This window comes from Pirellulales bacterium (genome assembly GCA_035656635.1).
In the GTDB taxonomy this organism is placed as follows: domain Bacteria; phylum Planctomycetota; class Planctomycetia; order Pirellulales; family JADZDJ01; genus DATJYL01.
Window position 1 is genome coordinate 38142 of the sequence record DASRSD010000145.1, and the last position, 24608, is coordinate 62749.

At 54.6% G+C, this 24608-nt stretch carries 17 protein-coding genes; 5 read left to right on the top strand and 12 right to left on the bottom strand.

Annotated elements, in window-relative coordinates; translation table 11 throughout:
* Positions 1–29: 29 nt before the first annotated feature.
* Entirely contained in the window at positions 30–890 is an 861-nt protein-coding gene (locus VFE46_13850; protein HZZ29077.1) for a GDSL-type esterase/lipase family protein, read from the bottom strand.
* A gap of 370 nt (positions 891–1260) precedes the next feature.
* On the opposite strand from VFE46_13850, the gene VFE46_13855 reads away from it, so the two are divergent.
* Both VFE46_13855 and acs read left to right on the top strand, forming a co-directional pair.
* Positions 1261–2658 carry a DUF6807 family protein gene (locus VFE46_13855; protein ID HZZ29078.1) on the top strand — a complete coding sequence of 466 codons (1398 nt, stop codon included), beginning with the start codon at positions 1261–1263 and terminating at the stop codon, positions 2656–2658.
* Between the two features lie 197 nt (positions 2659–2855).
* Positions 2856–4835, top strand: a complete 1980-nt coding sequence (gene acs, locus VFE46_13860; GenBank protein ID HZZ29079.1) for an acetate--CoA ligase — start codon at positions 2856–2858, stop codon at positions 4833–4835.
* A 174-nt stretch (positions 4836–5009) separates the two neighbouring features.
* On the opposite strand, the gene VFE46_13865 is transcribed toward acs, so the two are convergent.
* Positions 5010–5447: a hypothetical protein gene (locus VFE46_13865; GenBank protein HZZ29080.1), complete on the bottom strand. Its 438-nt coding sequence runs from the start codon at positions 5445–5447 to the stop codon at positions 5010–5012.
* A gap of 1082 nt (positions 5448–6529) precedes the next feature.
* On the opposite strand from VFE46_13865, the gene VFE46_13870 reads away from it, so the two are divergent.
* A complete protein-coding gene (locus VFE46_13870; protein HZZ29081.1) occupies positions 6530–8569 on the top strand; it encodes a hypothetical protein in 2040 nt (679 codons plus the stop codon).
* Positions 8570–8672: 103 nt separating this feature from the next.
* Here VFE46_13870 and VFE46_13875 read toward each other — a convergent pair whose 3' ends face one another.
* The 5 genes from VFE46_13875 to VFE46_13895 all read right to left on the bottom strand — a co-directional run bounded on the left by VFE46_13875 (position 8673) and on the right by VFE46_13895 (position 14654).
* Positions 8673–9227 carry a hypothetical protein gene (locus tag VFE46_13875; GenBank protein HZZ29082.1) on the bottom strand — a complete coding sequence of 185 codons (555 nt, stop codon included), beginning with the start codon at positions 9225–9227 and terminating at the stop codon, positions 8673–8675.
* A 915-nt stretch (positions 9228–10142) separates the two neighbouring features.
* Positions 10143–11111: a cysteine synthase A gene (gene cysK, locus VFE46_13880; GenBank protein HZZ29083.1), complete on the bottom strand. Its 969-nt coding sequence runs from the start codon at positions 11109–11111 to the stop codon at positions 10143–10145.
* 288 nt (positions 11112–11399) lie between these two features.
* Entirely contained in the window at positions 11400–11981 is a 582-nt protein-coding gene (locus tag VFE46_13885; GenBank protein ID HZZ29084.1) for a hypothetical protein, read from the bottom strand.
* A 274-nt stretch (positions 11982–12255) separates the two neighbouring features.
* Complete coding sequence (locus tag VFE46_13890) at positions 12256–12936, bottom strand: DUF1361 domain-containing protein (protein HZZ29085.1); 681 nt, start codon at positions 12934–12936, stop codon at positions 12256–12258.
* A 53-nt stretch (positions 12937–12989) separates the two neighbouring features.
* Positions 12990–14654: a HEAT repeat domain-containing protein gene (locus tag VFE46_13895; protein HZZ29086.1), complete on the bottom strand. Its 1665-nt coding sequence runs from the start codon at positions 14652–14654 to the stop codon at positions 12990–12992.
* 377 nt (positions 14655–15031) lie between these two features.
* On the opposite strand from VFE46_13895, the gene VFE46_13900 reads away from it, so the two are divergent.
* Complete coding sequence (locus VFE46_13900; protein HZZ29087.1) at positions 15032–15691, top strand: hypothetical protein; 660 nt, start codon at positions 15032–15034, stop codon at positions 15689–15691.
* Between the two features lie 364 nt (positions 15692–16055).
* Entirely contained in the window at positions 16056–18188 is a 2133-nt protein-coding gene (locus VFE46_13905; protein HZZ29088.1) for a hypothetical protein, read from the top strand.
* 398 nt (positions 18189–18586) lie between these two features.
* Here VFE46_13905 and VFE46_13910 read toward each other — a convergent pair whose 3' ends face one another.
* From VFE46_13910 to VFE46_13930, 5 genes are all read right to left on the bottom strand, one after another.
* A complete protein-coding gene (locus tag VFE46_13910) occupies positions 18587–19426 on the bottom strand; it encodes a hypothetical protein (GenBank protein ID HZZ29089.1) in 840 nt (279 codons plus the stop codon).
* Positions 19427–19628: 202 nt separating this feature from the next.
* A complete protein-coding gene (locus VFE46_13915) occupies positions 19629–19832 on the bottom strand; it encodes a carbon storage regulator (protein HZZ29090.1) in 204 nt (67 codons plus the stop codon).
* 621 nt (positions 19833–20453) lie between these two features.
* A complete protein-coding gene (locus tag VFE46_13920) occupies positions 20454–21596 on the bottom strand; it encodes a PmoA family protein (GenBank protein ID HZZ29091.1) in 1143 nt (380 codons plus the stop codon).
* 101 nt (positions 21597–21697) lie between these two features.
* Positions 21698–23926, bottom strand: a complete 2229-nt coding sequence (locus tag VFE46_13925) for a zf-HC2 domain-containing protein (protein ID HZZ29092.1) — start codon at positions 23924–23926, stop codon at positions 21698–21700.
* 32 nt (positions 23927–23958) lie between these two features.
* Positions 23959–24516: a sigma-70 family RNA polymerase sigma factor gene (locus VFE46_13930; GenBank protein HZZ29093.1), complete on the bottom strand. Its 558-nt coding sequence runs from the start codon at positions 24514–24516 to the stop codon at positions 23959–23961.
* Positions 24517–24608: the final 92 nt, after the last annotated feature.

Consider the following 24608-nt stretch of genomic DNA (forward strand, 5'->3'; position numbering starts at 1 on the left):
CTCTACATTTGCTATTCCGCATTCCCCATTCACTTCTTCTCGCCCAACACTTCCGACACTTTGGGTTCAATCGCCGCGGCCCAAATTTCGTAGCCCTTAGCATTGGGATGCAAATGGTCGGGCATAATGTCGTCGGGCAACGTGCCGTCCGCTTCTAAAAATTTATCGCCGATGTCGATGTAAAAAATCAATTTGCCGTCGGCCAGCTTGGAAATGATGGCGTTGGCGTCGGCGATTTTCTTCCGCTGCACTTTGGTGACTTCCTTGGCGGCGGCAATTCGCGCCGGCATGTCCGCCGGATCTACCGTGCGCTTGCCGTTTTGCGTTACCACGCCTTCCAATTGGGCATCAGAGGTGGCGCCGCGGGGGAAGATTCCCATCAACAGAATTTTGGCGTCGGGCAGCTTTTGTCGCATTTGCTCCACAATGGCCTTCACGCCGTCGGCAATTTGCTCAGCAGTATTTTCGCTCCCCGGTGCGTTATTGGTGCCAATCATAATGACGGCGAGTTTGGGATGAATGCCGTCGATGTTGCCTTGCTCGTGCCGATACAAGACATGCTGCGTGCAGTCACCGCTAATGCCGTCGTTCATGGCCTTGCGATTGCCGTAATACTTTTCCCACACGTCCTTGCCGCGCGTTTCCCAACCCTGCGTGATGGAATCGCCCACGAACAGCAAATCAACATCCCCTTCTTTGGCGCGCTGGCTGATTTTATCGATTCGCGATTGTGTTCCCGAATGAATCACCGGCGCCACGGCGGTATTTTTCGCCGGTTCGGTGGCGGTGGCCGTGCCGGAATCGTCGGCGGCCGAGGCGAAACGGCTGTTTAACAAAACCAGCGAGATCGGCAGTGCCAGCAACAACACACGGCGGTGCAGCAATTTCATGGTTGGGCTCCAATTTTGGCGTGAAAAGGTGGTCCGTAGGCGCTTCCCCCAAGCGGCTGTCAACCACAAATCAGCATAAACGCCGCGCACTGCCAAGGGAAGCCGCCGATGCCTGCCGGTCAACCGATGCCTGCCGGCCAGCGGAACGGCTGCCTCTGGCAACCTTCGCGATTCTAGCCCCGTAGCTAAATTTAGAATGAATCTTTTAATCCCGCTTGCAAAACGCATCGGAATAGCAAACGATAGTAGAGAAGGGCATCCGGCGATTGAGTTGCGCCGGGAATCAGGGTATGCTATTTGGATTGTCTGTCGCTCCCGGGGGGGAGGCTGTCAGAAATTGTTTCCCTCCATCTTTTGCGGAGCATGTGCCATGCGTTGCATGCCGGTCGGTTTTGTGCGGACCTGGCGGTGGATTGCAGTCGTAGTTTTTTTACACGCTGCGGCAATCACCGCCGAGGCTGCCACCAATTCCATCAGCCTGTCGATTGCTGCCGGCGATCACAACCGCTTGAACACACCGGTCTGCGTGGAGTTGGCCGTCGATAGCGCGCTGAAAAACGCCACTTGGGCCATGCTCAGCGATGGCGCCGGCCACACCTTGGTGGGGCAAGTGACGCCGCCCAGCTTGCTGGCCGCGCCCGGGAGTGCCAAGGGAGACACGGTCCGCCGAGAGCTGCACTTCATTCTGCCCGATTTGAAGTCGGGCCAAACCGCCAACTATACCGCTACGTTGTCGGAAGCACCTCCATCGGATGTCGAACATGCGACGGTCTTCCGCTGGGAAGATACCGCCGGCGATCATGACGATTTGCTTTTCGGCTCTCGCCCCGTAATTCGCTACATGTATCAAAAGCTGGACGAAAGCTCCACTGATGCGCGGATGGCCACGTTCAAGCCGTACCATCATGTGTTCGATCCGGAAACCGGCACGCAGCTCCTCACCAAAGGCGCCGAAGGAGCCCATGACGAATGGCCGCATCATCACGGCGTGTTTTACGGCTTCCGGGAAGTCACGTACGATGGCGGCAAAAAATGCGATATTTGGCACTGCCCCGCCGCGTTTCAGGAGCATGCCGCATTTTTATCGACAGCCGCCGGCCCGGTGTTAGGTCGTCAGTTGATGGAAATCAATTGGGTCGCGGAGCCCAGCAAGGGAGATGCTCTCAACCATCACCCGGCCACGCCCGATGCTCCCAATGCCACCTTCGCCAAAGAAAAGCGCGAAGTCACCGTGTACAACATTCCCGGCGGCACGCTGTTGGAATTTGCTTCCAGCCTGAACGCCATTTTGCCCCCGGTGCATCTGGATGGCGATCCGCAACATTCCGGCTTCCACTTCCGCGCCAATAACGAAGTGATGCAAAAAACCAAAGGCGAAACCTATTTCCTGCGTCCCGACGGCCAAGGCCCGCTCACCGTGCACGAAGGCAAGGGAGCCACCGGCGATGAAACCCGCAATTGGGATCCCAAATCGAAAAATCCCGACCCACGCACCATCAACATGCCGTGGGATGCCATGAGCGTGATGATCGGCGGCAAGCGCTACACCGTGGCTTATTTGGATAACAGCCACAATCCCAAGCCTTCCCGCGGCAGCGAGCGCGAATACGGCCGCATCGGCAATTACTTTGTGGCCGATTTGACCAACGAAGAACGGCCGCTGGATGTCGATTATCGCCTCTGGATTCAATCCGGCGAAATGAACATTCCGCAGTGCACCGCGCTGGATGAAGACTTCAACGATCCGCCGGTGGTGACGGTTAAATAGCCCGCAGTGAAATCAGGCGTTTGTACAAAGCCGCGGCCGTCGATCGCGCCACACGAAGGCATTTCGTCCGCCGGAGGGTGGCCAAGGTTGAGCGCAGCGGGCCCCCGGAGAATCCGGCGGTTTGACCGTCCGTCCCGGCAACTCTAAAATCGCCATTCTCTGGCGATTTTCGTTCCTTTCTCGTGGGGAGCCCGCTCATGGCGCAACAGGCAAAGGCACCGTCTGAAAATCTTCCCTCCGGGCAGCTCGATACGGTGATGCAGGAAGCACGGCTCTTCCCGCCGCCGCCGGAATTTTCTGCGAAGGCCCGCATCAAATCATTGGCCGAGTACGAAAAACTCTGGAACGAAGCGGCCGCCGACATCGAAAATTTCTGGGGCAACTTGGCGAGCGAGCTTCATTGGTTCCAGCCCTATACCAAAGTGCTCGAGTGGAACGAGCCGTTCGCCCAATGGTTTGTCGGCGGGAAAACGAACGCTTCGTTCAATTGCTTGGATGCCCACCTGAAATCCGCCACGCGCAACAAGCCGGCCCTGGTTTGGGAAGGGGAGCCTGGCGAAGAGCGCACGCTCACCTATGCGGAACTTCATCAAGAAGTTTGCAAATTCGCCAATGCACTAAAAAAACTCGGCCTGCAAGCCGGCGACGTGGCTTCCATTTACATGCCCATGACGCCGGAACTGGCCATCGCCATGTTGGCCTGTGCTCGCCTCGGCGTGGTGCATTCGGTCATCTTCGGCGGCTTTTCCAGCGAAGCCATTGCCGATCGCAACAACGACGCCCAGGCCAAGCTCATCATCACTGCCGATGCCGGCTGGCGGCGCGGGCAGCAATTGCCGCTGAAGGCCAACGTCGATGCCGCGCTGACCAAATGTCCCACGGTCAAGCATTGCATTGTGCTGCGGCGCGTGGGCAACCCCATCACCATGCAGCCCGGCCGCGATCATTGGTGGCACGACTTAGTGTCCGTCGCTTCCGCCGATTGCCCGGCCACGCCGCTGGATAGCGAAGCGCCGCTTTTCATTCTGTACACCAGTGGCTCTACCGGCAAACCCAAGGGCATTAAGCACACCACGGCCGGCTACAATCTGTTCGTCAAAAAAACGTTCGAGTGGGTGTTCGATCACCGCGACAATGACGTGTTTTGGTGCACGGCAGATTGCGGTTGGGTCACCGGCCACAGTTACGTGGTGTACGGCCCACTTTCGGCCGGAGCCACCGTGTTCATGTACGAAGGGGCTCCTAATTGGCCCGACGAAGGCCGCTTTTGGCGGCTGATCGAAAAGTACAGCATCACCGTGTTTTACACCGCCCCGACGGCCATCCGCGCGTTCATCAAATGGGGTGATCACTGGGTCGACAAGTGCGATCTCTCCAGCCTCCGCCTCTTGGGCACGGTGGGCGAAGGAATCAATCCCGAGGCCTGGATCTGGTACCACAACAAAATTGGCCGCCAGCGCTGCCCCATTGTCGATACCTGGTGGCAGACCGAAACCGGCGGCATCATGATGAGCCCGTTACCCGGCGCCATTCCCACCAAGCCTGGCAGTTGCACCAAGCCGCTGCCGGGCATCATTCCCGACATTGTCGATCACACAGGAAAGTCGGTCCCCCCGGGCCAAGGCGGATGGCTGGTCATGACCAAGCCCTGGCCTGGCATGCTCCGCGGCATTTGGGGCGATGACGCTCGCTACAAGGAGCAGTACTGGTCCAAGGTGCCGTACATGTACCTGGCCGGCGACAACGCCCGCTGCGACAAAGACGGTTACTACTGGATCATGGGCCGCATTGACGACGTGCTGAACGTGGCGGGCCACCGGCTCAGCACCATCGAAATCGAAAGCGCCCTGGTCAGCCACCCGGCCGTTGCCGAAGCCGCCGCCGTGGGCCGCCCCCACGAACTGAAAGGGGACGCCGTGGCCGTGTTCGTTGTTCTCAAAACCGGCGAAGCCAGCGAAAATCTCCGCAACGAACTCAAGCAGCATGTCCGCAAAGAAATTGGCTCGCTGGCCGTGCCCGACGATGTGCGCTTCACCGCCACGCTGCCGAAAACTCGCAGCGGCAAAATCATGCGCCGCCTGCTCCGCGACATCGCCGCCGGCAAAGAAACCGTCGGCGACACCACCACGCTGGAAGATTATTCCGTCCTGGCCAAACTGCGGGGAAATGAGGAGTAAAGATCGATGATCAGCTACGGATTGATCGGTCTTAAGGCGTCAGAGAATGAATCTGCTAGCTTACAACTCCATTCGCTGAGGTTCGCGATGATATTTGGCGTTCCAAAATCCTTCCAATTCTTCGTGGCGAATACTGCATCTGGAGTTTGACGTTGTTTGAGATCCTCAACGATGCTACCCCAGGATGATCGCATCTTGTGGCGAGAGGCCATGACGAGATTCCTGGAGCAATGCCTCTGCGAATTCAAGTTCGGTTAACGGGATAGATCGGCCTACGTTAATGAGCCTCGAAATAGTCTTCTCAAGCTGGTTCCTTTCGGATTGCTCGATTGCGGCTAGCTGAGATGCCACCATTTCAACCTTCTTAGTCAACGGCACATGGAGCCAAGATCGCTGCAAATCCTGTAATTCAACTGAAAGCTGGCTTATAAGTCGCTGTCTATTACGGCTACGTTGCGATATCGTAGAAAACGGCTCACAGAGCGCAAATACTGGTATAGCGAGTTCTATCGTTCCTTTTTCCGCAAGTGCAAGGAGTTGTTCTGCTTGATTGCTTTCCTGCTGTTGCAATGCAAGTTCTAAGACAAAATTCGATTCGAGGTAAAGTCTCAATTACCTACTCCGCCGATACGGAACTACCTCGAACTGCTGAAATGAATCCTAGAGATTCAATTTTCTTTTCAGAATCAGAGAGAGCTAGTCGCGAGTCTCCAGAAAGATCAATTAACCATTGTTGAACTAATAGCTCTAATTCTCTTCCCCGCAGTCGCTTTGACCGGTCTATGTTCTCCGAATAACGAGTCAGAATCGGCTGCATGTCGACCTCCAAATCCGGTAGGGAATCTATACTGGATTCCGCACGATTCTTCCACAAGAACAAATGGTCCTCGGAAGTTAGAAGAAAAATAGGGTGCGTTCCCGGGCATTCCATGCGAGAGTAAATTCCTGCGAATCGCAGTTGCGGCCTCTTTAGAAAGTCGTTCCTGATTTTTTACTTCAACGAACGCCAGCGGTTCTCCGTTTTGAGAACGTACGACTAAATCAAATGTGGGCGAACTAGTTGACATAATGATGTGCTTTCATTTCTCACCGTATTATTCATTATCTCATACAATTCATCAAATAGATATTTTTCTCTCGGAATTTCGACTCGGCTGCAATGGGGTATTGGAAAGAGCATGAATGCCCACATTTATACGTTCTTATAGCTAAACCACCGACATCTTTGTTGCCGTCATGTTCCTGAGGGCCGCCCTACCCCATCTTCTGCATCCGCGCAATTGCAGCGACATCGCCGCCGGCAAAAAAACCCGACGAATTGTTCTTACGCATCGAAAAAGCTAATCCTTCGCGCTCTTCGCGCCTTCACGGTTCCTAACCATTCTGCAAGCTTACACCGTGCTGGCCAACTCTGTTTCAGCCGCTATCTCTGTGTTCCTCTGCGTCCTCTGTGGTGATCCGTTCGATTCGGTGAAAGAGGCTAAGCTGAGCGAATGCGATACAGTCTGATGCGCCATAGCTCGACTCAAATTATTTGGTTCCTCGGTCGCTCTCCACACTAAGTGCGCCGTCGCTTTATTTCCGATCTCGCGGCAGCGGTGGCACAATCCTTGCACTTGAACGCCTGGGTTACTTTCTGTTTTCGCACCTAGGGCCGCACGCGCCTCACCATATTCCACGCAAGGACTCCTGCCATGAAAATCGCTATTAGCACTTTTTGCCTTTTCGCAGCAAGTTTTGCCTTCTCGCTGAATTCTGCTTTTGCCGCCGGCGCAGCGGCTAATGGAGGAACTGCTGCCGCTGCTCCAGCTAGTGCAGGAGGAACTGTCGCAAGCACCCCAGCCACTACCGGAACAGCTGCCGCCACAGGCGCTCCAGCCACGGGAGCAACGGCGGCGGGCGCAACAGGCACATCGGGGGCTACACCAGGCCGCGGACCATTCGGAGCCGGGAACGCTCCCACCGGCCGTGGCCCTTTCGGCAAAATACCGGTTAATCCGCCAATTCCGGGCGCAATCAATGGCGGCGTGCCCGGGACAAGTACTATCCCTGGGATGAATAACAATAAGACCACCAACAATGGCGCTACCAACGGCGCCAACAACAATGGCGCAATCAACAACGGCACCGGCAACAACGCAACTAACAATGGCGCTCAAAGCACCGGCACCATGGGTAGCACTCCAGCCACTCAACAAGCTGCTCAAGCGATGGGTGCAGTTGGGACTCCATCCACCACTGGCACCGTGGGTGTCAACGCGGCCGGAAATGCTGCCGCAGCTGCGTCGACAGGCACGGGAACCTCCAATACGTCTTCGACCAATGGCGTTCCTGGCGCTTCAGGCAACACGAACTTTGCCAATGGAGTGCCGGGCGCTTCAGGCAATACCAACTTTGCTAATGGAGTGCCGGGCGCCTCAGGCAACACGAACTTCGCTAATGGAGTGCCGGGGACTTCCGGAAACACTGGCACTGGCAATGCAACAAACGGCGTGAACAATGGCGGACAGAATCCCACGAGCAGCAGCACCCCCACTTCCGGTGCGACATCTGTCAATATGAATACCGGCGCAACCACCGGCGGTACATCCACCCCGGCTGTGTCCGCCTCCGGCTCCGCCGTGCTGGATGGCTCCGCATCCGCCGGTCTGGAAACAGCTTCCCCGACCGATGCAGCCGCTGCACGTGCCAGTCAATTCCCCGCCGCGGCGCATAGCAACAACACGAATGTGGATATGTCGAATGGCACCATTACCAATGCCACCAGCAACAGCGGTGTCATCGGCGGCCCAAATGGTACACCAAGCAGCATCACAGGAACCCAAACCACCGGCACGGGAACCAATGGTGCGAACCCCGGGCCATTTCGCAGAGTTCCTGCCACCATGAACCCCTTCAATGGGTCCGGCACCGGCACGATCCAGAGCAATAATACCACCGGCACCACGCAAGGCGCTGCCACGAGTACCGAAAATAGCAAATCTCAAACTACCAGTGCCAATGGCATCGGTATCACTTCCGGCAATACGGAAAATGGAACATCAGCCACTGGAACAGCCGGAACCCCTGCGAACAATTCCGCCAACAGCAATTCCACGAATGGCACTTCCCCCAACAATACTAATTCCACCAGCAGCAATTCCAACAGTAACACCAACACCGGCACGGTAGGATCGAAAGTCGGCGCTTTTATCGACCGTCTTACAGGCAACGCGAACGCAAATGGGATGGTCAACGTAAATGGCAGCGCAAGTACCGGGCTCAATGGCAAAACGAATACCGTTTCTGGCAGCGCCAGCGGTAATACCTCGGGCAGCAACGGCACCGGAACGAACAACTCGAGCACAAATGCGGGTATTCAATTTGTTCCCGCGAATGGGAATACAGGCTTAAATCCGACTAATGCGAATTCGCCCACCGCCACGCAAAATCCCGCGGGTAGTGATCCGCGAATGATCTTTCGCGATGGTCACTGGTTATATCACAACCAGAACAACACTTGGAGCCGTTACAACAACGGCCAATGGAGCCCGCTGATTGGAGACCCACCGCACCTGATGAATGGCACATCATCCAGCAGAACCTCCTCTCCTACCACGACACCCAACAGCGCGGCCACTCCTAGTTCCGACAATTCCAGCTCGATGCTCCGGAACGATTCGGGGAATCCCACGAATCCTACCGATCCCATCTTGCAACTCCCCAAGTCTTCGGATGCTAAGACCAATCCTTAAAGGTCGGCCATAAGAATTGCCACTGTTACGGCGACTTTTATTCCGTACGAACGCGGCTTGTGAGAGAGATCGTTCGCCCCTCAAGGCGGCGAAGTCTTAGCCATTATTTTCCGGCCTGTCGACAAATTATGAATACCATCAGAGTGGAAAGCCCAACCAAGGATAAAGCCCCTGTCGAAGGCTCCGGCACTGGCAACACGGTGAAGTTTGCGAAGCCCGTTTCAAACGTCGGATAAGAAACAAAATTGTCATCTGCATTCGTTGTCGTCACATTCATGGTCAGGTGGTAATCCCCTACATCTAAGCCGCCAATCGGGAGCAAATATTCTTGGGGACCATAAAGCGTATTGCCGACAATGTCACCGAACCGCATCGTCGCATTCACCGTGATGACGTTTCCAACAATCGTGTCCGACACACTTACATTTGCATACGAGGGAAGATGCGATAATTGTGGGATGACCACTGTCAGCGGCGCGCCAGCCAGCAGCGAGAAACTGCTTTGAGCAGGCGAACTTGGCCCTACATATGAAAGTGCCTCGTCGAAGGAAGTTACAATGCGGGGCGGAAAAAACCGCCAGGTATGGTCAGCTTCGACAGGGTTGCTCGGTTCGATCGTCAATTGCAGACCACTGCCGGTGCTAGTGAGATCGCCCAAATCATAGGTTCCGCCGCCTTCTTATGCCTCGGCGGGCGTATGGCCGACGACTGCCAGAAGAAAACCAGCGACGGCAATCGCCATTCGACCCGCGGAAATTTGCCGTGCCATGAGAGCCCCCATATTCCGGCAACTGAAAAATAAAGCCAGCCACAATCTTCGCCGAAGGCGCTCGTGGTGTCAATTGATTTTATCGGGCCAAATCTCAGGCGATTGCTAAGAAGAGGCTGTTTCAAAACTGGACTTCCTTCAAGGGTGGCTGGGGTCGAGTGCCGCCGAGCCCCCAGTGAATAGGCTGCTGGGGGCTCCCTTCGGTCGACCCCAGCCACCCGATTCCTAGTTTTGAAACAGCCTGTAAGTAAATGGTTTGCCATGGTCATCCGGCGATACCATCGCCGGCTTAGTGCGTGGCCCAAAAAGTGTGTTGAGCTTTCCGAGCAATGCCGCTATAGTGTACACATGTTCCGAAAGTGTTTTATCGCTGTGATGTTTTTGAATCCGCGCAGGGTGGACTGCGCGCGGCTTGGCATGGGCATAAGTCTTTCGCCCAGATACTCACAACGCCCGCCGGTTAACGACAATCGATCAGCGGAACAAGATCACACCGAGATCTACAATTCACCGAAAATGCTTGTTCCCAGCCTGAAACTCCCCGTGCTTTGTCAGCAGCAGTCCGCAAGCGGCACTGTGTTTTCGCGGCCAATTGGCAAACGTCGCAGACTAGATTATCCCTTTTTGTCCGAAAACTTTTTCTCGTGGGCAAAAACAAAAAGTTCTCAAACACTTTCGGCCCAATCAGTTGGTGAAAAACAGAATCTTCATACTGAAGTCGTTTTGCAAACAAAAAAAGCCCGGGGATCAAAATCCCCGGGCTTGATTGTGTGGATTGCTTGTTCCAAGTTTGGACTGTTGCCATCATTCCGGAAACAATTTTGTGGAGAGATACCGTTCGCCCAGGTCGGGCAGGACGACGACAATCAGTTTGCCTTTGTTTTCCGGGCGTTTGGCCAATTCAATAGCAGCCCAGGCGGCGGCGCCGGAGCTAATGCCGCACATCAGGCCTTCCTGCTTGGCAAGTTGGCGGGTTGTTTCCGCGGCGTCTTCGTCCTGGACTTGAATCACATCATCGATAATGTCGACATTCAGCACGTCGGGAATGAACCCGGCGCCCAACCCTTGAATGGTGTGCCGACCTGGCTTCAGCGGTTCGCCTTTGCGACGCTGGGTAATTACGGGGCTGTTGACCGGCTCGACCGCAATCATTTTCACGCCCGACTTTCGTTTCTTCAGCACTTCGCCCACGCCGGTAATGGTGCCGCCGGTGCCCACGCCGCTGACCACAATATCGACCTGGCCGTCAGTATCTTTCCAAATTTCCTCGGCCGTGGTTTTGCGATGCACTTCCGGATTGGCCGGGTTCTTGAATTGCTGCGGCATGAAGTAGTTTTTGTTTTGAGCGATCAACTCTTCCGCCTTGCGAATGGCGCCCGGCATTCCTTCGGCAGCCGGGGTGAGCACCAATTCCGCGCCCAGCGCTCGCAGCATTCGGCGGCGTTCCAAGCTCATGCTCTCCGGAAGAGTAACCACCAATTTATAACCCCGGGCTGCGCACACAAACGCCAGGCCGATGCCGGTGTTGCCGCTCGTGGGCTCGATGATCACGGTGTCTTTGTTGATTTTGCCATCGCGCTCTGCGGCGTCGATCATTGCCCGGCCGATGCGGTCTTTCACGCTCCACAATGGGTTGAGGTTTTCCAGCTTGGCAACCACCGTGGCTCCGCAACCTGCCGTCAGCCGGCGCAGCTTGACCAACGGAGTATTGCCGACGCAACGGGTAATATCTTGCTTGATGCCGGCGGGAGTCAATGCAGTGGCAGTGGCCATGTTCAAACCTCACAGTCTGGGAACAATAAAAAATCGGGCATTTCAACGGCGGTTGCCCGCAATTCCAGCCCGATTATAAAACTTTGCCAAACCGCAGGTCAACCGCGGAAGCGGGCGATTATTCGCCGGCGCGGTGCAGAAAAATTGCTCAATCAGCCGGTAAGAAATGCGTTGCGGCGAATAAATTACGCCAAGTGGGACCGCAGGAATGACCGCAGTGGATCGATTTTCAACCCGCTGCAATTGCCGGCGCACCGGCGGATTTCCGGGCGTCAAACTCTGGCCCACCTAGTTGCGGAACTGCAGCAAGCCGACGCGGAAGCCCAAATCGTGGAGTTCTTCCTGCATTTGCAGCAATTCCCATTCGGCGGCTTCTTGCGGCGAGATTTTGTTGAGCAGCGAAGCGGCATCGTATCGGGCTTTGGCCAAATCGACATCGGCCTGGCGGCGGTCCAACTCCACTTTGCCAATGGCGCCGGGCACTTTTGTATTCACGCTTTGCGCCTGCTGCAAATTCTCCTGAGCGAAGGCCAGCGCATCTTTGGCCGCAATCATATAGGGGTTCTCGCCGCCTGGCGTTGCGTCGCCTTTCATCACACTCACTCGAGCTTGGGCCACGGCTACGTCGTTTTGCAAACCACGAACCACGGAACTGGGAATGGTTTCCGCCGCCCGAGTGTTTGCTGCGCGAGCTTTCGCCAGATCGGCCTGGGCGACGGCCAGTACCGCTTGTGCATAAGCGATTTTCGCTTGCTTCCACTGGTCATTGTTTTTGTTGTCTTGGCCGGAAACGATTTTGCCCACGCCGCTGTAGGACAAGAAACACACGACCAGCAGCCCAACAAACACCCACACGATTTTTGTGTTCATGATATTTTCCTTAGCGCATTTTTAGCAGCGGCCAGGGGGGCTTCCACCAAAGGATCGCGGCCTTGCTGTAGTATTCGTTACAATTCCGGCCGGCAGGCAGCCGCAACCCGTCATATTTGTTACAAGCGATACCACTAAACCCCATGTTCGTCACAACTGCAAGCCTAGCACACTTTGCAGCCCCCAAGTTAAGACAGCGGGCCGGCACAAGCAGCGTAGACAGCGCTCGCCTGAGTGCAGAAAGCGCCGGGCAAAATGCGACGTGGACTGATTGCTATTCCACGGGTGGCAGAACGACGTGGTCCGTTGGGTGTGCGGTTGCCGCCGGTGCAAATAGGGGCTTACGACGATGCTGAACGAATTCCCAGACCGCCAGATCGACAAATTTTACGAAGTAGTACAACACGGAAATGATCACAAAATAACGAAGCACCATGAGCGCCCCGTAGTGATCGGCAATGAATGACTGAATAGCCTGATGCGCCAAACGCTGCGGTTTGGTGACAATATCCCAGGTATTCAAGCGCAAGTAACGGCCCCAGAATACCCCGATGGCACACAAAAAATTCAGGGCCAATTCCTCAAAAACAACCCATTTCCGATGATGACGCCAACGCAAGTAATTACCGACCAAGATCAGCGAGATAACATGGGCTTGGAATCCCAGAAAAATGAACAGCGCGTACTTGGGAATGACAATGTAGGCGACGCTCCATTCCGGCAGCTTCGTTTCTTCGTCGCGCACTTCATCGATGAAATGAATGATGTCGGTCAGCGTGTAGGCGGCATTCGGCAAAAACAAAATGAACGCCACAAACAGCGGCCACCACAGCCAACCTCGCTGCTGAGTGCGCCGGAACAGCCACAAAGCCAAACCCAATGGCACCAGCGCCAGAAACAGGTTCCAGCCCAAATGAAAGTGCGGCCGCAGAGCGAGATAAATCCAATCCATCATGGCACAGGCTTAATGACGAATGTCGACCAAAATGGCAAACGGAACAGATCGCGTCATTTAGCGGCTTGGATTTTTTTCAGCGCCTCTTGGGCTGCGGCACGGACTTTGGGCGATTCGGCTTCTTGGGCTGCTTTTTGCAGCGCAGGAATGGCCGATTTCGCTGCCGCCCCGATCATTCCCAAAGCCGATGCGGATTCTTCCTTTACCAACTCCCGGTCCGACTCTTCCAGCGACTTGGCTAACAACGGCACCGCCATTGTTTGCAAAGCCTTATCGGTTGGTTGGATGTGTAGCAGTGCCCAAACGCTGGCCACTTTCAAGAACTTGTCATCGCTGGTCACGTTATCGCGCAATTTCGGGATGGCAGCGGCGGCATCTGGCCCGATCTTGCCCAGCGCGTAACAGGCCGTGTAGCGGACGCGCGGTTCGTCGCTGGTCAAATGCTCAATCAACGTCGGAACAGCGGCCTTAGATGCCGGGCCGATGGCCGCTAGGGCGAATTCCACTTCGCGGCGATATTCCGGATCAGGATCCTTCATCTCCAAAATTAAAGCTGGCACGGCATCCTTTGCCTTGGGACCCAACCGCCGTAAAACTTCTACGGCTAACGCTTGCATGTCGTCGTTTTCCAGCGCTTTAATGAGTCGTGGCACCGCCGCCTCGCCTAGAGACGAAATGGCATCGACCACATTGGCACGAACGCCGGGGTCTTTGTCGGCCAATAAGTCGGCCATCGCCGACATGACTACATCCTGCGGAGCATGCAACTCCAACAATCCCCGAGCAGCAGCGCCCCGGACATGCTGGTTGTCGTCCTTAAGGCCAATGACCAACATCGAAACCGCCCGATCTACGCTCTTCCTATCTTCCGGGTTGATTTTCGCGAGCGACCAGGCGGAAATCATTCGCATGAAGTGATCGTCGCTATCCAACAACTTGGTCAAATCGGGCGTGGCTTCCTTGATGCCAATACGACCAACGGCAAACGCCGCCGCGTACTTCACAGAATTTTGAGAGTCGGAAAGCGCCTTCACCAATTGCGCGGCAGCGGGCTTAGCATCGGGCCCAATTTCGCCTAGCGCCATGATCGCTTCTCTTCGTACTGCAGGATGCCTATCCTGCGTCACACGAGCAAGCTCTGGAACTGCCTCTTTGGCTTTCGGACCTGCGTCAGCCAAGGCAATGCAGGCTGAGAATACCGCTTTGTCGTTTTTGAGTTCGCCGATGAGTACTTTGATGCCTTCATCGCCGGCATCTGCCAGCGCGTTGAGGGCGGGAACTGTGAGCGAGGGATCCATGTTGCCTTCTTCTAACGCACGCTTCAAAATCGGGATCAACGTCTCGGGCTTGAGATGGATGCCCACAATCGCGTCCATGGCCGCCCGGCGAACATCACCATTTTTGTCGGTCAACAGCGATCCTAGAGCTGGCGCTGCGGGTTGGCTGGCATCGCCAATGTCTTCTAGCGCGTTGGCCGCATATCCGCGGACCATGTCGTCGTTGCTATTCAGCGCCGTAATCAAAGCCGGCACTGCCTCTTTTGCCGCAGGGCCGATTGCACTCAAAGCGCGGGCAGCATGCCATTGCACTTTCGGATCGCCTCCAACAAGTGCCTTGATCAGCGCCGGCACGGCTGACTTGGCCGCCGGTCCCAGCGCGACAATATCGTCCGTGGCTTTTAATTGTGCAGCAGTATCGCCGGTTTCCAAAGTTTTCATCAAATTCGTGAGTTTCGGATCATCTGCAGCGATGGCCCGTCCCTCACGAATTGTTAACTGTGACAGAAGGATAAGAAGCAGCAAAGACAGCTGTACCGCCTTCCGCGAGGACATATTTCACTCCTAAGATGACCAAATGTCTGAAAAGATACAGGCAAAAATGACTGCCAGCGCCTGCGGAGTTGATTCACAAGTGCCTTCCATTATAGTATTGAAGGGCTGGCAGGATTGCAAACCACCGCTGACACAGCACTGGCTTTTAACGTCAAAATGAGGAATGTGTTTTGTCACCGAGGAATGTACCTAATAAAATGAGTGAGGCGGTATATCGCGATTAAGCACAGTTGCTACACCCAATGCCTCTTCGGAGGTTATCTATGAATCGCACAACCACGTTCGCGCTGGCTTTTGTTTTGACCGCAGTGTCTCGCGCTGCTCACGGGCAATATCCGTATTCGACATATCCCTATCCGTATTACAACGGCGGCGGTGCAAGCACCGTCGGACAAAGTTACGCCATGGGCATGGCCGATTTAGTGCGCGCTGCCGGTGACCGAAACTTGAACAATAGCCAAGCGTCCATCAATTACGAACAGGCCGATTCAATGGACCTCGATAACCAGATGAAGGGCGAACAAACCTATTTTGAAATGCGGAAGATGAACCGTTCCTATCGCAAAGCGGAGGAAAGCCCGGGCCTGACTTCTGAGGACTCCTGGCGCTATGCGCAAATGTTCTCACCCAAGCGGTTAACTTCAACGCAATTAGATCCCGTCACCGGCAAAATATATTGGCCAATGTTTTTTCAAGATCCGCGGTACACCAAGTATTGCGATGAACTCAATAATCTATTTGTGCAACGCGAAGCTTCGCATGGTGGAATCGGGTACCAATCTTACCTGGAAATTCAAAAAATTACCGATACGCTTAAAGCAGAGTTACAAAAGAATATTAATCTGTATCAGCCCAACGATTACATCTCTATGAAAAACTTCGTCGAAAGCCTGGCATATGAAGCCAAGTTGCCGGCGGTCTGATCGGACATAGAGCGGCGTTCGTTGCCGGCTGTTCTTCCGCCCGCACAATCGTTACGAACATTCTCATCGAAGTGCGGATTCTGGGGGCAGTATCAATTGCACGGTCGATGGTGTGAAAAAACAACGGCTGCGTTGTCTTTTCGCTACACGTTGCCAAAACGCATGCTACGCTTTCCAGTGAAGGAATTTATAGTTTGTCTGCGCGCACATGTTTGTTGAACCCGCGCATATTTACACGCTCCCCGTGGAGCATGGAGGCGAAAGGGGGCGACACCAACTCGAAGCTCGTTTCGCCAGCGCAGACGAAATTCGAATGAAATCCCTAAACCGTAATTTGAACGTCTTTGCTAGCCATCGATGGCTTATGCAGTTATGCGCTATCGCAATGCTCTTGGCCGGCCGGATTTCGCTCGCTCAGCAAACAGCGCCTTCGGGGCACAACTGGTTTCATTCCTCGGCCGTCGAAACGATGGAGTATCCGGGCGAAAAGCACTTTTGGAATCAGGCTGGGTTGGTGATTAGCCCAGCACGAATTCTCGCACAAGTTGGCACAGAAGTGCCAATGTTCGCGGCCGTGTGTGATGGCAAAGGGCAATTGCAGCCGTACGAGAAAGTCGAATGGATGTTAGATCAAAGCAGCGTCGGATCGCTGGTATCGGTCAACGAACCGTATCGCCCTTTCTATCTCGATTTGTTTTCGAACACACCTAAAAAAATCGACAACAGCTATGCCTGGTCGGAAACATTGCCGATCAATGTCATTCTCACTCGTGGTACACTACAAATTAACGACGACATGGTTATGCCTCGCGGCTATGCGTGGGTGACGGTTACCTCGCCGCGCGAAGGCATCAGCTACATTACCGCCTATGCCCCCGACGTGTATTCGTGGGAAGTACGGCAGAAGTCGGCGACCATTCGCTGGATCGATGCCGAATGGGTTTTTCCTGAACCCGCCTGTGTTCCCATGGGCGAACACGCCTTGCTAACGACCTGCGTGCGGCGGCATACGACCAAGGGACCGGTTAGTGATTGGATTGTAAAGTATTGCATTACCGGCGGAGCAGAAGCGACGTTCGGCCATGATGGAAGCAAATCGACAGAAATAGCCACCGATGCGGACGGCAAAGCAACGATCGAAGTAATCCCGGCTGCTGCTGCAAACGGAGCAACCTGCATTTCGATGGAGTTAATTCGTTCCGAGTGTGCGAATCCGAGTGAGCAGGAACGAATTTCGATCGCGAGTGCCGCCACCCAAGTAAGTTGGGCAATTAAAGACGGTTCAGGAGCTGCTACCACTCCTGCACCCGTCAATCAACCGTCGACTGGAGCAAGCCCCCCGCTTCCACGACCGACCTTACCGTCAACTCCGCCTCCAACTGCCCCGCCCGTCACGCCGCCCGCTACACAACCGCCACAGCCTGCCGCAAGTCCAAAAATCTCGCTCAACGTCACCGGCCCCGAAACAGCACAACCGGGAAATGATATCGAATTTGTGATGGAAGTGGCCAACCAAGGCAATGCCCCGGCCGAAAATTTAATCATTACCGATCGCTACGATCAGGGCTTGGAGCATGAATCCAAGAATAATCCGATACAACGGAAGCTGGGAACGCTCGACCCTGGAAAAACCACCAAAGTTGGAATCAAGTTCCGAGTGATTCGCGCCGGCAAGCTGTGTCATGTTGTGGATGTGATCGGTCCGACCGGCATTCACGAGACAAAAACAGTATGCGTCAATGTGACCGGTGAGCCGGCTGTTCAGCAACCTGCCATGGAACTTAACATTGCCACGCCGCAAAAATCCTACACAGTAGGCAGTCGTGTGCTCTTCACAATCGAAGTGACGAATACAGATGCCAACATTGCCGGTCACCAGATTCGGTGGGTCACTAACTTTGATCCAGCGCTGCGTGTGGAGCAGGGAACATCCGGCGCACAATGGACCAGTAACGGTGGCGTGCAGTTCACGGTCGAGAATCTTCCACCGGGAGACAAAGAGACACGGCAAATCGAATGCACTTGCATTACCCCTTCACCACATGCCTGCGGTCGTGCAACGCTTTCGAATATCAATATTGCTCATGAAGCATGCATCGAAATTCAGCCAGTGCCACCCCGCGCGGCGCCGCAGAGTAATTTGCGATTGACCGTGACGCCGCTGAATAATCCTCTGAAGTTAGGAGGCACAGAAACGTTTCGCATTACCGTAACCAATGCCGGCGCCAATCCGGAGTCCAATGTGCGGCTGGCGATTGTAGTTCCTGATTCGATGACGTATATGAATACGACGTCGGCAGTGAACGTTGCCGCCATCGATGCGCCCAATATTCGGTTCGATCCAATTCTGGAGTTACGTGCCGGCGAACCGATTATTTTCGACGTGCAATTGAAAGCGAATGGTGCAGGTGCTGCTCAATTGAACGCTCAAGTCACAAGCGTCAACCAAACGCAGCCATTGACGGCCTCAGGAACTGTGACTATTCTCGCGCAATAGGAGAGAACCCGCCAGCTTTAAAGTCCATATCGTTCCGGAAGTAACCTCATGCCGCGTTTTGTGATTTTGCGCCACGAACTTCCAGGACCCCAACGCGGTGGTGTCCATTTTGATTTCATGCTGGAGCACGACGGGATATTGCTCACGTGGGCTTTAAAAGAAGAACCGATTGTGGGACGCGAACTGCATGCTGACAGGCTCGCCAATCATCGAACCGTTTATTTGGACTACGAGGGCCCAGTTTCCAATAATCGCGGAAGTGTTTCACGCTGGGATTCGGGAAAATATGAGCTGATGGGCGCTAAGCTAGATCTAAATGTTCCGACGGAAATGGTAGTTCGTCTTCATGGCCAGCGTTTGATAGGTACGGCGCGCCTATGGCCCACGGACGTTGAATTTCAGCGCTGGAGATTCATTGTTTCCGTATGCGTTTCGGCGGAGGATGTCCGTTGCGGATCGGTAGAGGCATCTCGTCCGGAAAATTGTCCGTCAGGCAATTCGTGATCCGACGGCGTCGATTTGATGACTTCCCGGCTTGCCAATTCATGACCAATTGGCTCTCGATTGGTCAACGGTCGTTGTGCAACCGTGCTGAAAGGCTCGCCATTTTGGCTGTGCCCAGCCAAAAAAATCTCCCCGCCATTTATTTCTAGCGATTCTAAGCTTAGCGACAGTTTGTCGCCAGAAGTATCCGCCCAGGGCATAGTAATCACTAAAAGTGGATCGCCTTCAACTTGCTCCGCTTCTATCTGCAAACCAGCTTTCTTACCAGAAACAATCAAATCAGTTAGTAATCCGGCCAACGGAAGGGGCAAAAGCCCGGCCCTAGCTTTGCAAATGCGAATAGCAACCACATTCGTTTCGCGCAGATAAACTTCTGTTTCCAGTGAAACGACCGCCGTCCATCCAAACTTGCGCCAGAGAAACGCAATTTGCGCCCGATTATTTTCAATCGATACGCGGGGATCTTTAACGCTTGGCGGAAATAAATGCGGATGATTTTGCAGTACATCGTAAGCCAGCCAGCCGTTGATTTGATCAGCCGTAAATAACGCATGCCATTGTCCCGGCCGACGAAGATTGCTGGCCAGATGCGCCGCTTCTCTCAGTAACGCATCGCTTGCTTCCTTCACTGCATACTGATCGCGAACCAACGATTGATCGTAGAAGGCTGGTGATTGCTGACAGGCCCAATATGCGGCCGCGATCAATGTCGCCAAGAAAAATGCCGCGACCATTCCGAAAATCAAGCTTATTCGGATTCTTTTTGGCACAGGAAGCGCGCATCCGTAGGGTAAAGACACCCCTGCAAAAAAATGAAATCCGCCATTTCTCCTTAGAAATAGCTGATTCCAGTGGAGAGATAGTAGAAATCAGCCTGCGAACAGTCAATGCGGATCAAGCCCGTCATTAACCTGCTAGCACGTACTATTTCGCAAGCTAGGTGAGGGCTACATTCGAGCCAGATGACTCGGTCGGGCGGCTAGGCACGGCTCGTGTATCTAACTCATCACGAAGTACGACCATATCGGCCGGGGCGTCAATTCCCAATCGGACTTTATCGCCCGCCACGCGCACCACGGTGACTATAATGTCTTTTCCCAAACGAATCCGCTCGCTTTGTTTTCGAGACAATACCAACATATCCTTACCCTCCGTGAATTCTTTGTTTATGAACTTTTGTACAGTAACGCGCGCGTTCCGTCAAGGACGAAATTGCGTTCGATATTGAAGTTCGTCTTGGCGAAAGACCATTTATGCCGCGCAGGGGAGCAAAGCCGGAGCACTAGTTAATCGCGTTCGGTGAAACCGCTCCCCTGTCGAATTGTAAAACAGAATCGTGTTGCGCTCCGTTTCCCAAATTGCCGTCACTTTTACCGCTCGAGGGCCGTGCAAGCAAAAGAAAACCCCACACGGTTTGCTACCCCGCAACAAAATCCGTTCAGTCATTCGGAACGCGTCCACCTCAAGCTGATCGTGCTGGCATAAGATTCGATTGACATAGTTTCGTAATGTATCCAGGTTTTGCAGTCGCTCCATGTTTGTCAACATTGGATGCGTTGTCTCCTGTATGTGCACAACAGTAGATAAATATGGGCTACTGTGCGGATTGGATAAGCGAGGGCAACTACCGATAGATTAAGCTATCGGCAATTTGGCCAATGTTACTTCGCAGCTAGCACTCGAGTTTGTAGAAAAGCCAGAAACGTCTTTGGCGGTCTCGAGACGCAATCGCAAAAATGAATTCGCGCAACTTATTTCGGCTCACGGTTTTTCGGCTGCATATTTCGCAAAGGCTTCAGCGATGTGACCTTCTTTTTCGTCTCCCTTGTGAAAAATTACACGAAAATAAAATTTCATGGTGTCGCCGGCTTTGAGTGTTGTGCTGGCCTTAGGAAGCATCTCATCGAATACGTGTTGGCCAAACACATTGGCTGCAAACAGGCCGTAATCGCGCGTGTGCCAGCGGGTTGGGTAACCAAAGCTGGTGGGATGTTCCAGAATAGCAATTCCAAGTTTTTCTCCTTCGACAGGCCCGTGATAATCAACCCACGACGCCCGATTACCCCATACGGCTCGCTTGCACTTGGGGTCGCCAGTTGCGCCCTTGGGAAAGTCATCAGGATTCTCGTCTTCGCCGACTTTTCCCTCGTTGTTGACAAAACTCCCTCCCTGCTTGGCGTCGACACGCATGGTGTCAGGCACGCGCAATCCAAACACGCCATCCTTCTCATCGCCAAACACCACGTCACCTTCGGTAGCCTTTAGCGTGATGTCGAAATCGATGATCCGATTATCGCCATCGGTCATGCACGTAATTGTGCGCTCGTCTTCCAACAATTTTTTTCCGTTGGGATCGAGCCAATCGTTACGGGTCACAATTTTCGCGGTTGGTCCGCCGGAAACTTGCACAAACTCCTTGTGCTTGGTGGAACCCGTCGGCGGGTTGGCATGTTCTTCCCATAAATTGTTGCCGTTCACGCTTTGGTAGCTGAACCACAGCGAGCGGTGCCACGAATGGTCGTCGGAAAGGATGTCGCCTTTTGGAAGCTTGCCCCCTTTGGCCGTCTTTTCGGCATCGACTGCGGCGGTGTCCATGGGCCAAGGCCGGGTCATTGGCTTGCCCGTGGGACCAATAATCGGCCACAAGATGGGCTTTTTCCCCGATTGAATTTCGTATTTTGTGAACAACTTGCCGTCGAGATTTACAGTTACGCCGTCGGCGGTCTTATCGACCGTGAATTCCGCAGCCGAGGATTGCATGGCAATTCCACCGGCCAGAATCAATCCAACGAGACTGCTCAAAGCTCGCACTTTGTATTGGCACAAATGCATGACGAATGCTCCCAGTAGATTTTGAATTGTTTCCGGATTGTCGCCGCTTGCCGCATCGTCGGCAACTCTCACGGATGCGAGCCGCCAAACATCTCCTCTGGCCTACGGCACTAATGCTAACAGCGGCCGCGGGGCGTTTCCAGCAGGCGGTAAATACTGAGCATTACTCGGCACTATTTTTCAGCCGGCGCGGGCGCAGTTGGCTTCGCCTCCGGTGGTGAGCCCGTGACCCTGAAAACAAACAAAACACGTTGCGGGAAGGCAGGCGGCACGGATGCCGTGGCCGTCATAGGCGGCTCAGAAGCTAACGAGGCAGCCGGCGGGGAACCAACCGGCGAGTTAACAGGTGTATCGGTAGGAACGGACTGAGACGTATTCGTGGAAAGCTTGTTTTTATTTTCCGACAGTACGCCACGACCTCCGTAATCCAATTTGTCGGCGGCGCCTTCTCTTCCATCGACCGCTCCACCGCCGCCGATGCCACCCATTCCGCTGATGCCGCCAAATGTACCACCATATCCGGGTGCGCCTGCGTTGGCGTGACCGTTGCTGCTGCCGACGCCTTCTTTGACTACAGGCTGGCGCGTAACGGTCGATAATTTCTCGTCGCTGCTGAGCGGTAACATCAGCCTCACGGCATAGCTTTCTGTAGGAGATGAAGCGGCAAAGCGACGCGATCGCTCTCCTCCGACCGAACGATGTTCGCCAGTGGGCGGCTGCTCTGCTTTTAATTGCAAACCCAGCTGCGGCGTCGTCGGCGATTGCGAGCTTTGCTGTTGCTGCGGTTTCGCGGCGCCGAATCGCTCCGATTGCGCTAGATTTTCCTGCTCCAAACCTTTCCGGAAGTCGTCGGAATTGGCGGGTTGATTCGCGCTCGATCGGCTTTGATCCTGCATGCTTTGCACGGCTGGGTTTTGTGCTTCGGTCTTCTTCGCCGCGGCAAGATCGGTCGTGCCTGGCGGCGCGGCTTCATCTCGGCCCGACAAATGCAGATCACCCGTCTCCTTATCGTTGATGGTTGATTCCAAATTTCCCGGCGAAGCGACGCTCACGCCAACCGCAGAAAACAGCGCCGGCGCCTGCTGCAATCCGGCCAACATTCGTTGGATTTGCTCCGGCGAAGCCACCACATATACGGCATCAACTAATTTTGTGTCGCTCAAATCGGTTTCGGCATCCGAATCGAATGAAAAGTTATCAAGCTTCAATTCATCCCGATTCTTCGCCCGTTCGCTCAAATTTCCCTTCCGTGCGACATCCGCGCGGCTAGTTGGCGATGCGGTGCCGATCGAATAAGGCGCCGGCCGAGCAGCCGCAACGCCCGGCACAGTGGCTGTTGCACCAGGCATAGTGGCCGCGGAAGTAGAATTGGCAACGGTACCAGCATTTAGCTCACGCGAGGTTTCAGCGGGTGTGGCATCGCCGGCTTTCAACTTTTTCAGGTGCTTAAGCTCTGAGGCGTTTAAGTAAGAATTGAACGTTTGATCGGCGGGCTCCAGCCGAATGTGATTTTTGGCCAAGAGTTGCTCGAACTCACCGTTTCGGACTGCACTGGGCATCAACGACACGTTCACAATCACCAAATTGTTAGGCGCGCGGCGCAACTGGTGCGTAGCGCCCAGCGGTGCAATTGTATCGGCGGGCGTCTTGGCAAAATCGTGCTCCGCCTCGGCCAATGGCGTACTTAATGGGGCCACCGCCGATGCAGAATTCGATGGGGCGTTTAGCTTATTGCCATCCAAATTATTGCCTTTCAAAGAAAGACGATCGCCAATTGCGCCACTTAGACTCCCGCCCGAGAACTCTGCGGGATTACGATCGGCGGCGATTTGGTCTACAGAGGGCTGCGCAGCGGCCGGTGCGGTCAACGCAGGCATCTCTTCGGATTGTCCGATCGGCTGAGATGCAGAATGTGAAACTGCCAGTCTCGGTTCCGCAGCCGGCTCAGCAGCGCCACGATTTTGCTCGGCCTGCCGATTCGCCACCATCACCACAACCGCCGCGGCCACAGCCACAGCCGACCAAATAATGCCTCGGCGATTAATCGGCAAGCGGCGCGGAAGCAGCGGCGATGGCTGCGACATTGAGGATTGAGATGTTGACGGTTGAGCCTTGGGAATCGTTATTTGCGGCGTGGCCAACCCTGCAACCGCTTCCGTGGAGGCTATTTGACGATCGGCCATTTCTCGTTCAGCTCGCTGCAGCACATGCTGGGCAAAATCCAACTCCAATCGATGCTGCGGCAAATCCTGCAAGCCGGCGCGCAAAGCCCGCAACTCATCGAGCAATTGCCGTGCTTCCCCACTGCTGGCGAGCAATTGCTCAACACGGGTGCGTTCCTCGCCGGTCAGTTCGCCGTCAAGGTAAGCGCTAATCAAAATGTCGTTTTCCGAATGGTCCATCGAAAGTTATTCAAAATTGAATTCCAACTTTGTCACTCCGTCACCAATACGCCCTTCAATAATTCGCGCAATTCCATCCGAGCCCGATGCAACCGGCTGCGGACGGTGCCCAGCGGCAGCTCGAGCATTTCGGCAATTGTTTCGTAGGGATGGCCGTCGATTTCGCGCAGCACCAACACCGTGCGAAAGTCGTCATCCAAGGCAGCCAGCGCCTCTTGAACTCGAGCCACCCGTTCTTGCTGCTCCAGCGGCTCCGAGGGTCGGCCTTCGCGCCCGACCGGTTCGTAGCCGGTTGCTTCGCGATGTTCGTCAACCGAGAGGGTCGGTTTCTTTCGTCTCCGGCGGCTGGCGGCCATGTTCAGTGCAATTCGGTACAGCCACGTGTAAAACGCGCTGGACCGCTGGAACGAGCGCAATTTGACGAATGCCTGAACAAAGGCGTCCTGGCACACGTCGCGCGCCTCTTCCGCCGATCCTGTCACGTGGACCAGCGTGTTGTACAGCCGGTCCTGGTAACGCGTTACCAGGCGTCCAAAGGCCGACGAGTTCCCACATAGTGCTTCGTCAATGAGTTGCAGGTCGTCGTTCACCGTAACTCCAAGTATTAGACGTGCACCACCAAATAAAGTTCCGAAAATGGCATATCAGTCCGAGGGAGGTTAACTTTTCTGAAAATCTGCAA

Excerpts from the sequence above, each read along its gene's own strand:
- VFE46_13850 (HZZ29077.1), bottom strand. The coding sequence starts at position 890 with ATGAAATTGCTGCACCGCCGTGTGTTGTTGCTGGCACTGCCGATCTCG.
- VFE46_13855 (HZZ29078.1), top strand. The coding sequence starts at position 1,261 with ATGCGTTGCATGCCGGTCGGTTTTGTGCGGACCTGGCGGTGGATTGCA.
- acs (HZZ29079.1), top strand. The coding sequence starts at position 2,856 with ATGGCGCAACAGGCAAAGGCACCGTCTGAAAATCTTCCCTCCGGGCAG.
- VFE46_13870 (HZZ29081.1), top strand. The coding sequence starts at position 6,530 with ATGAAAATCGCTATTAGCACTTTTTGCCTTTTCGCAGCAAGTTTTGCC.
- cysK (HZZ29083.1), bottom strand. The coding sequence starts at position 11,111 with ATGGCCACTGCCACTGCATTGACTCCCGCCGGCATCAAGCAAGATATT.
- VFE46_13885 (HZZ29084.1), bottom strand. The coding sequence starts at position 11,981 with ATGAACACAAAAATCGTGTGGGTGTTTGTTGGGCTGCTGGTCGTGTGT.
- VFE46_13890 (HZZ29085.1), bottom strand. The coding sequence starts at position 12,936 with ATGATGGATTGGATTTATCTCGCTCTGCGGCCGCACTTTCATTTGGGC.
- VFE46_13895 (HZZ29086.1), bottom strand. The coding sequence starts at position 14,654 with ATGAAAACTTTGGAAACCGGCGATACTGCTGCACAATTAAAAGCCACG.
- VFE46_13900 (HZZ29087.1), top strand. The coding sequence starts at position 15,032 with ATGAATCGCACAACCACGTTCGCGCTGGCTTTTGTTTTGACCGCAGTG.
- VFE46_13905 (HZZ29088.1), top strand. The coding sequence starts at position 16,056 with ATGCAGTTATGCGCTATCGCAATGCTCTTGGCCGGCCGGATTTCGCTC.
- VFE46_13910 (HZZ29089.1), bottom strand. The coding sequence starts at position 19,426 with ATGGTCGCGGCATTTTTCTTGGCGACATTGATCGCGGCCGCATATTGG.
- VFE46_13915 (HZZ29090.1), bottom strand. The coding sequence starts at position 19,832 with ATGTTGGTATTGTCTCGAAAACAAAGCGAGCGGATTCGTTTGGGAAAA.
- VFE46_13925 (HZZ29092.1), bottom strand. The coding sequence starts at position 23,926 with ATGGACCATTCGGAAAACGACATTTTGATTAGCGCTTACCTTGACGGC.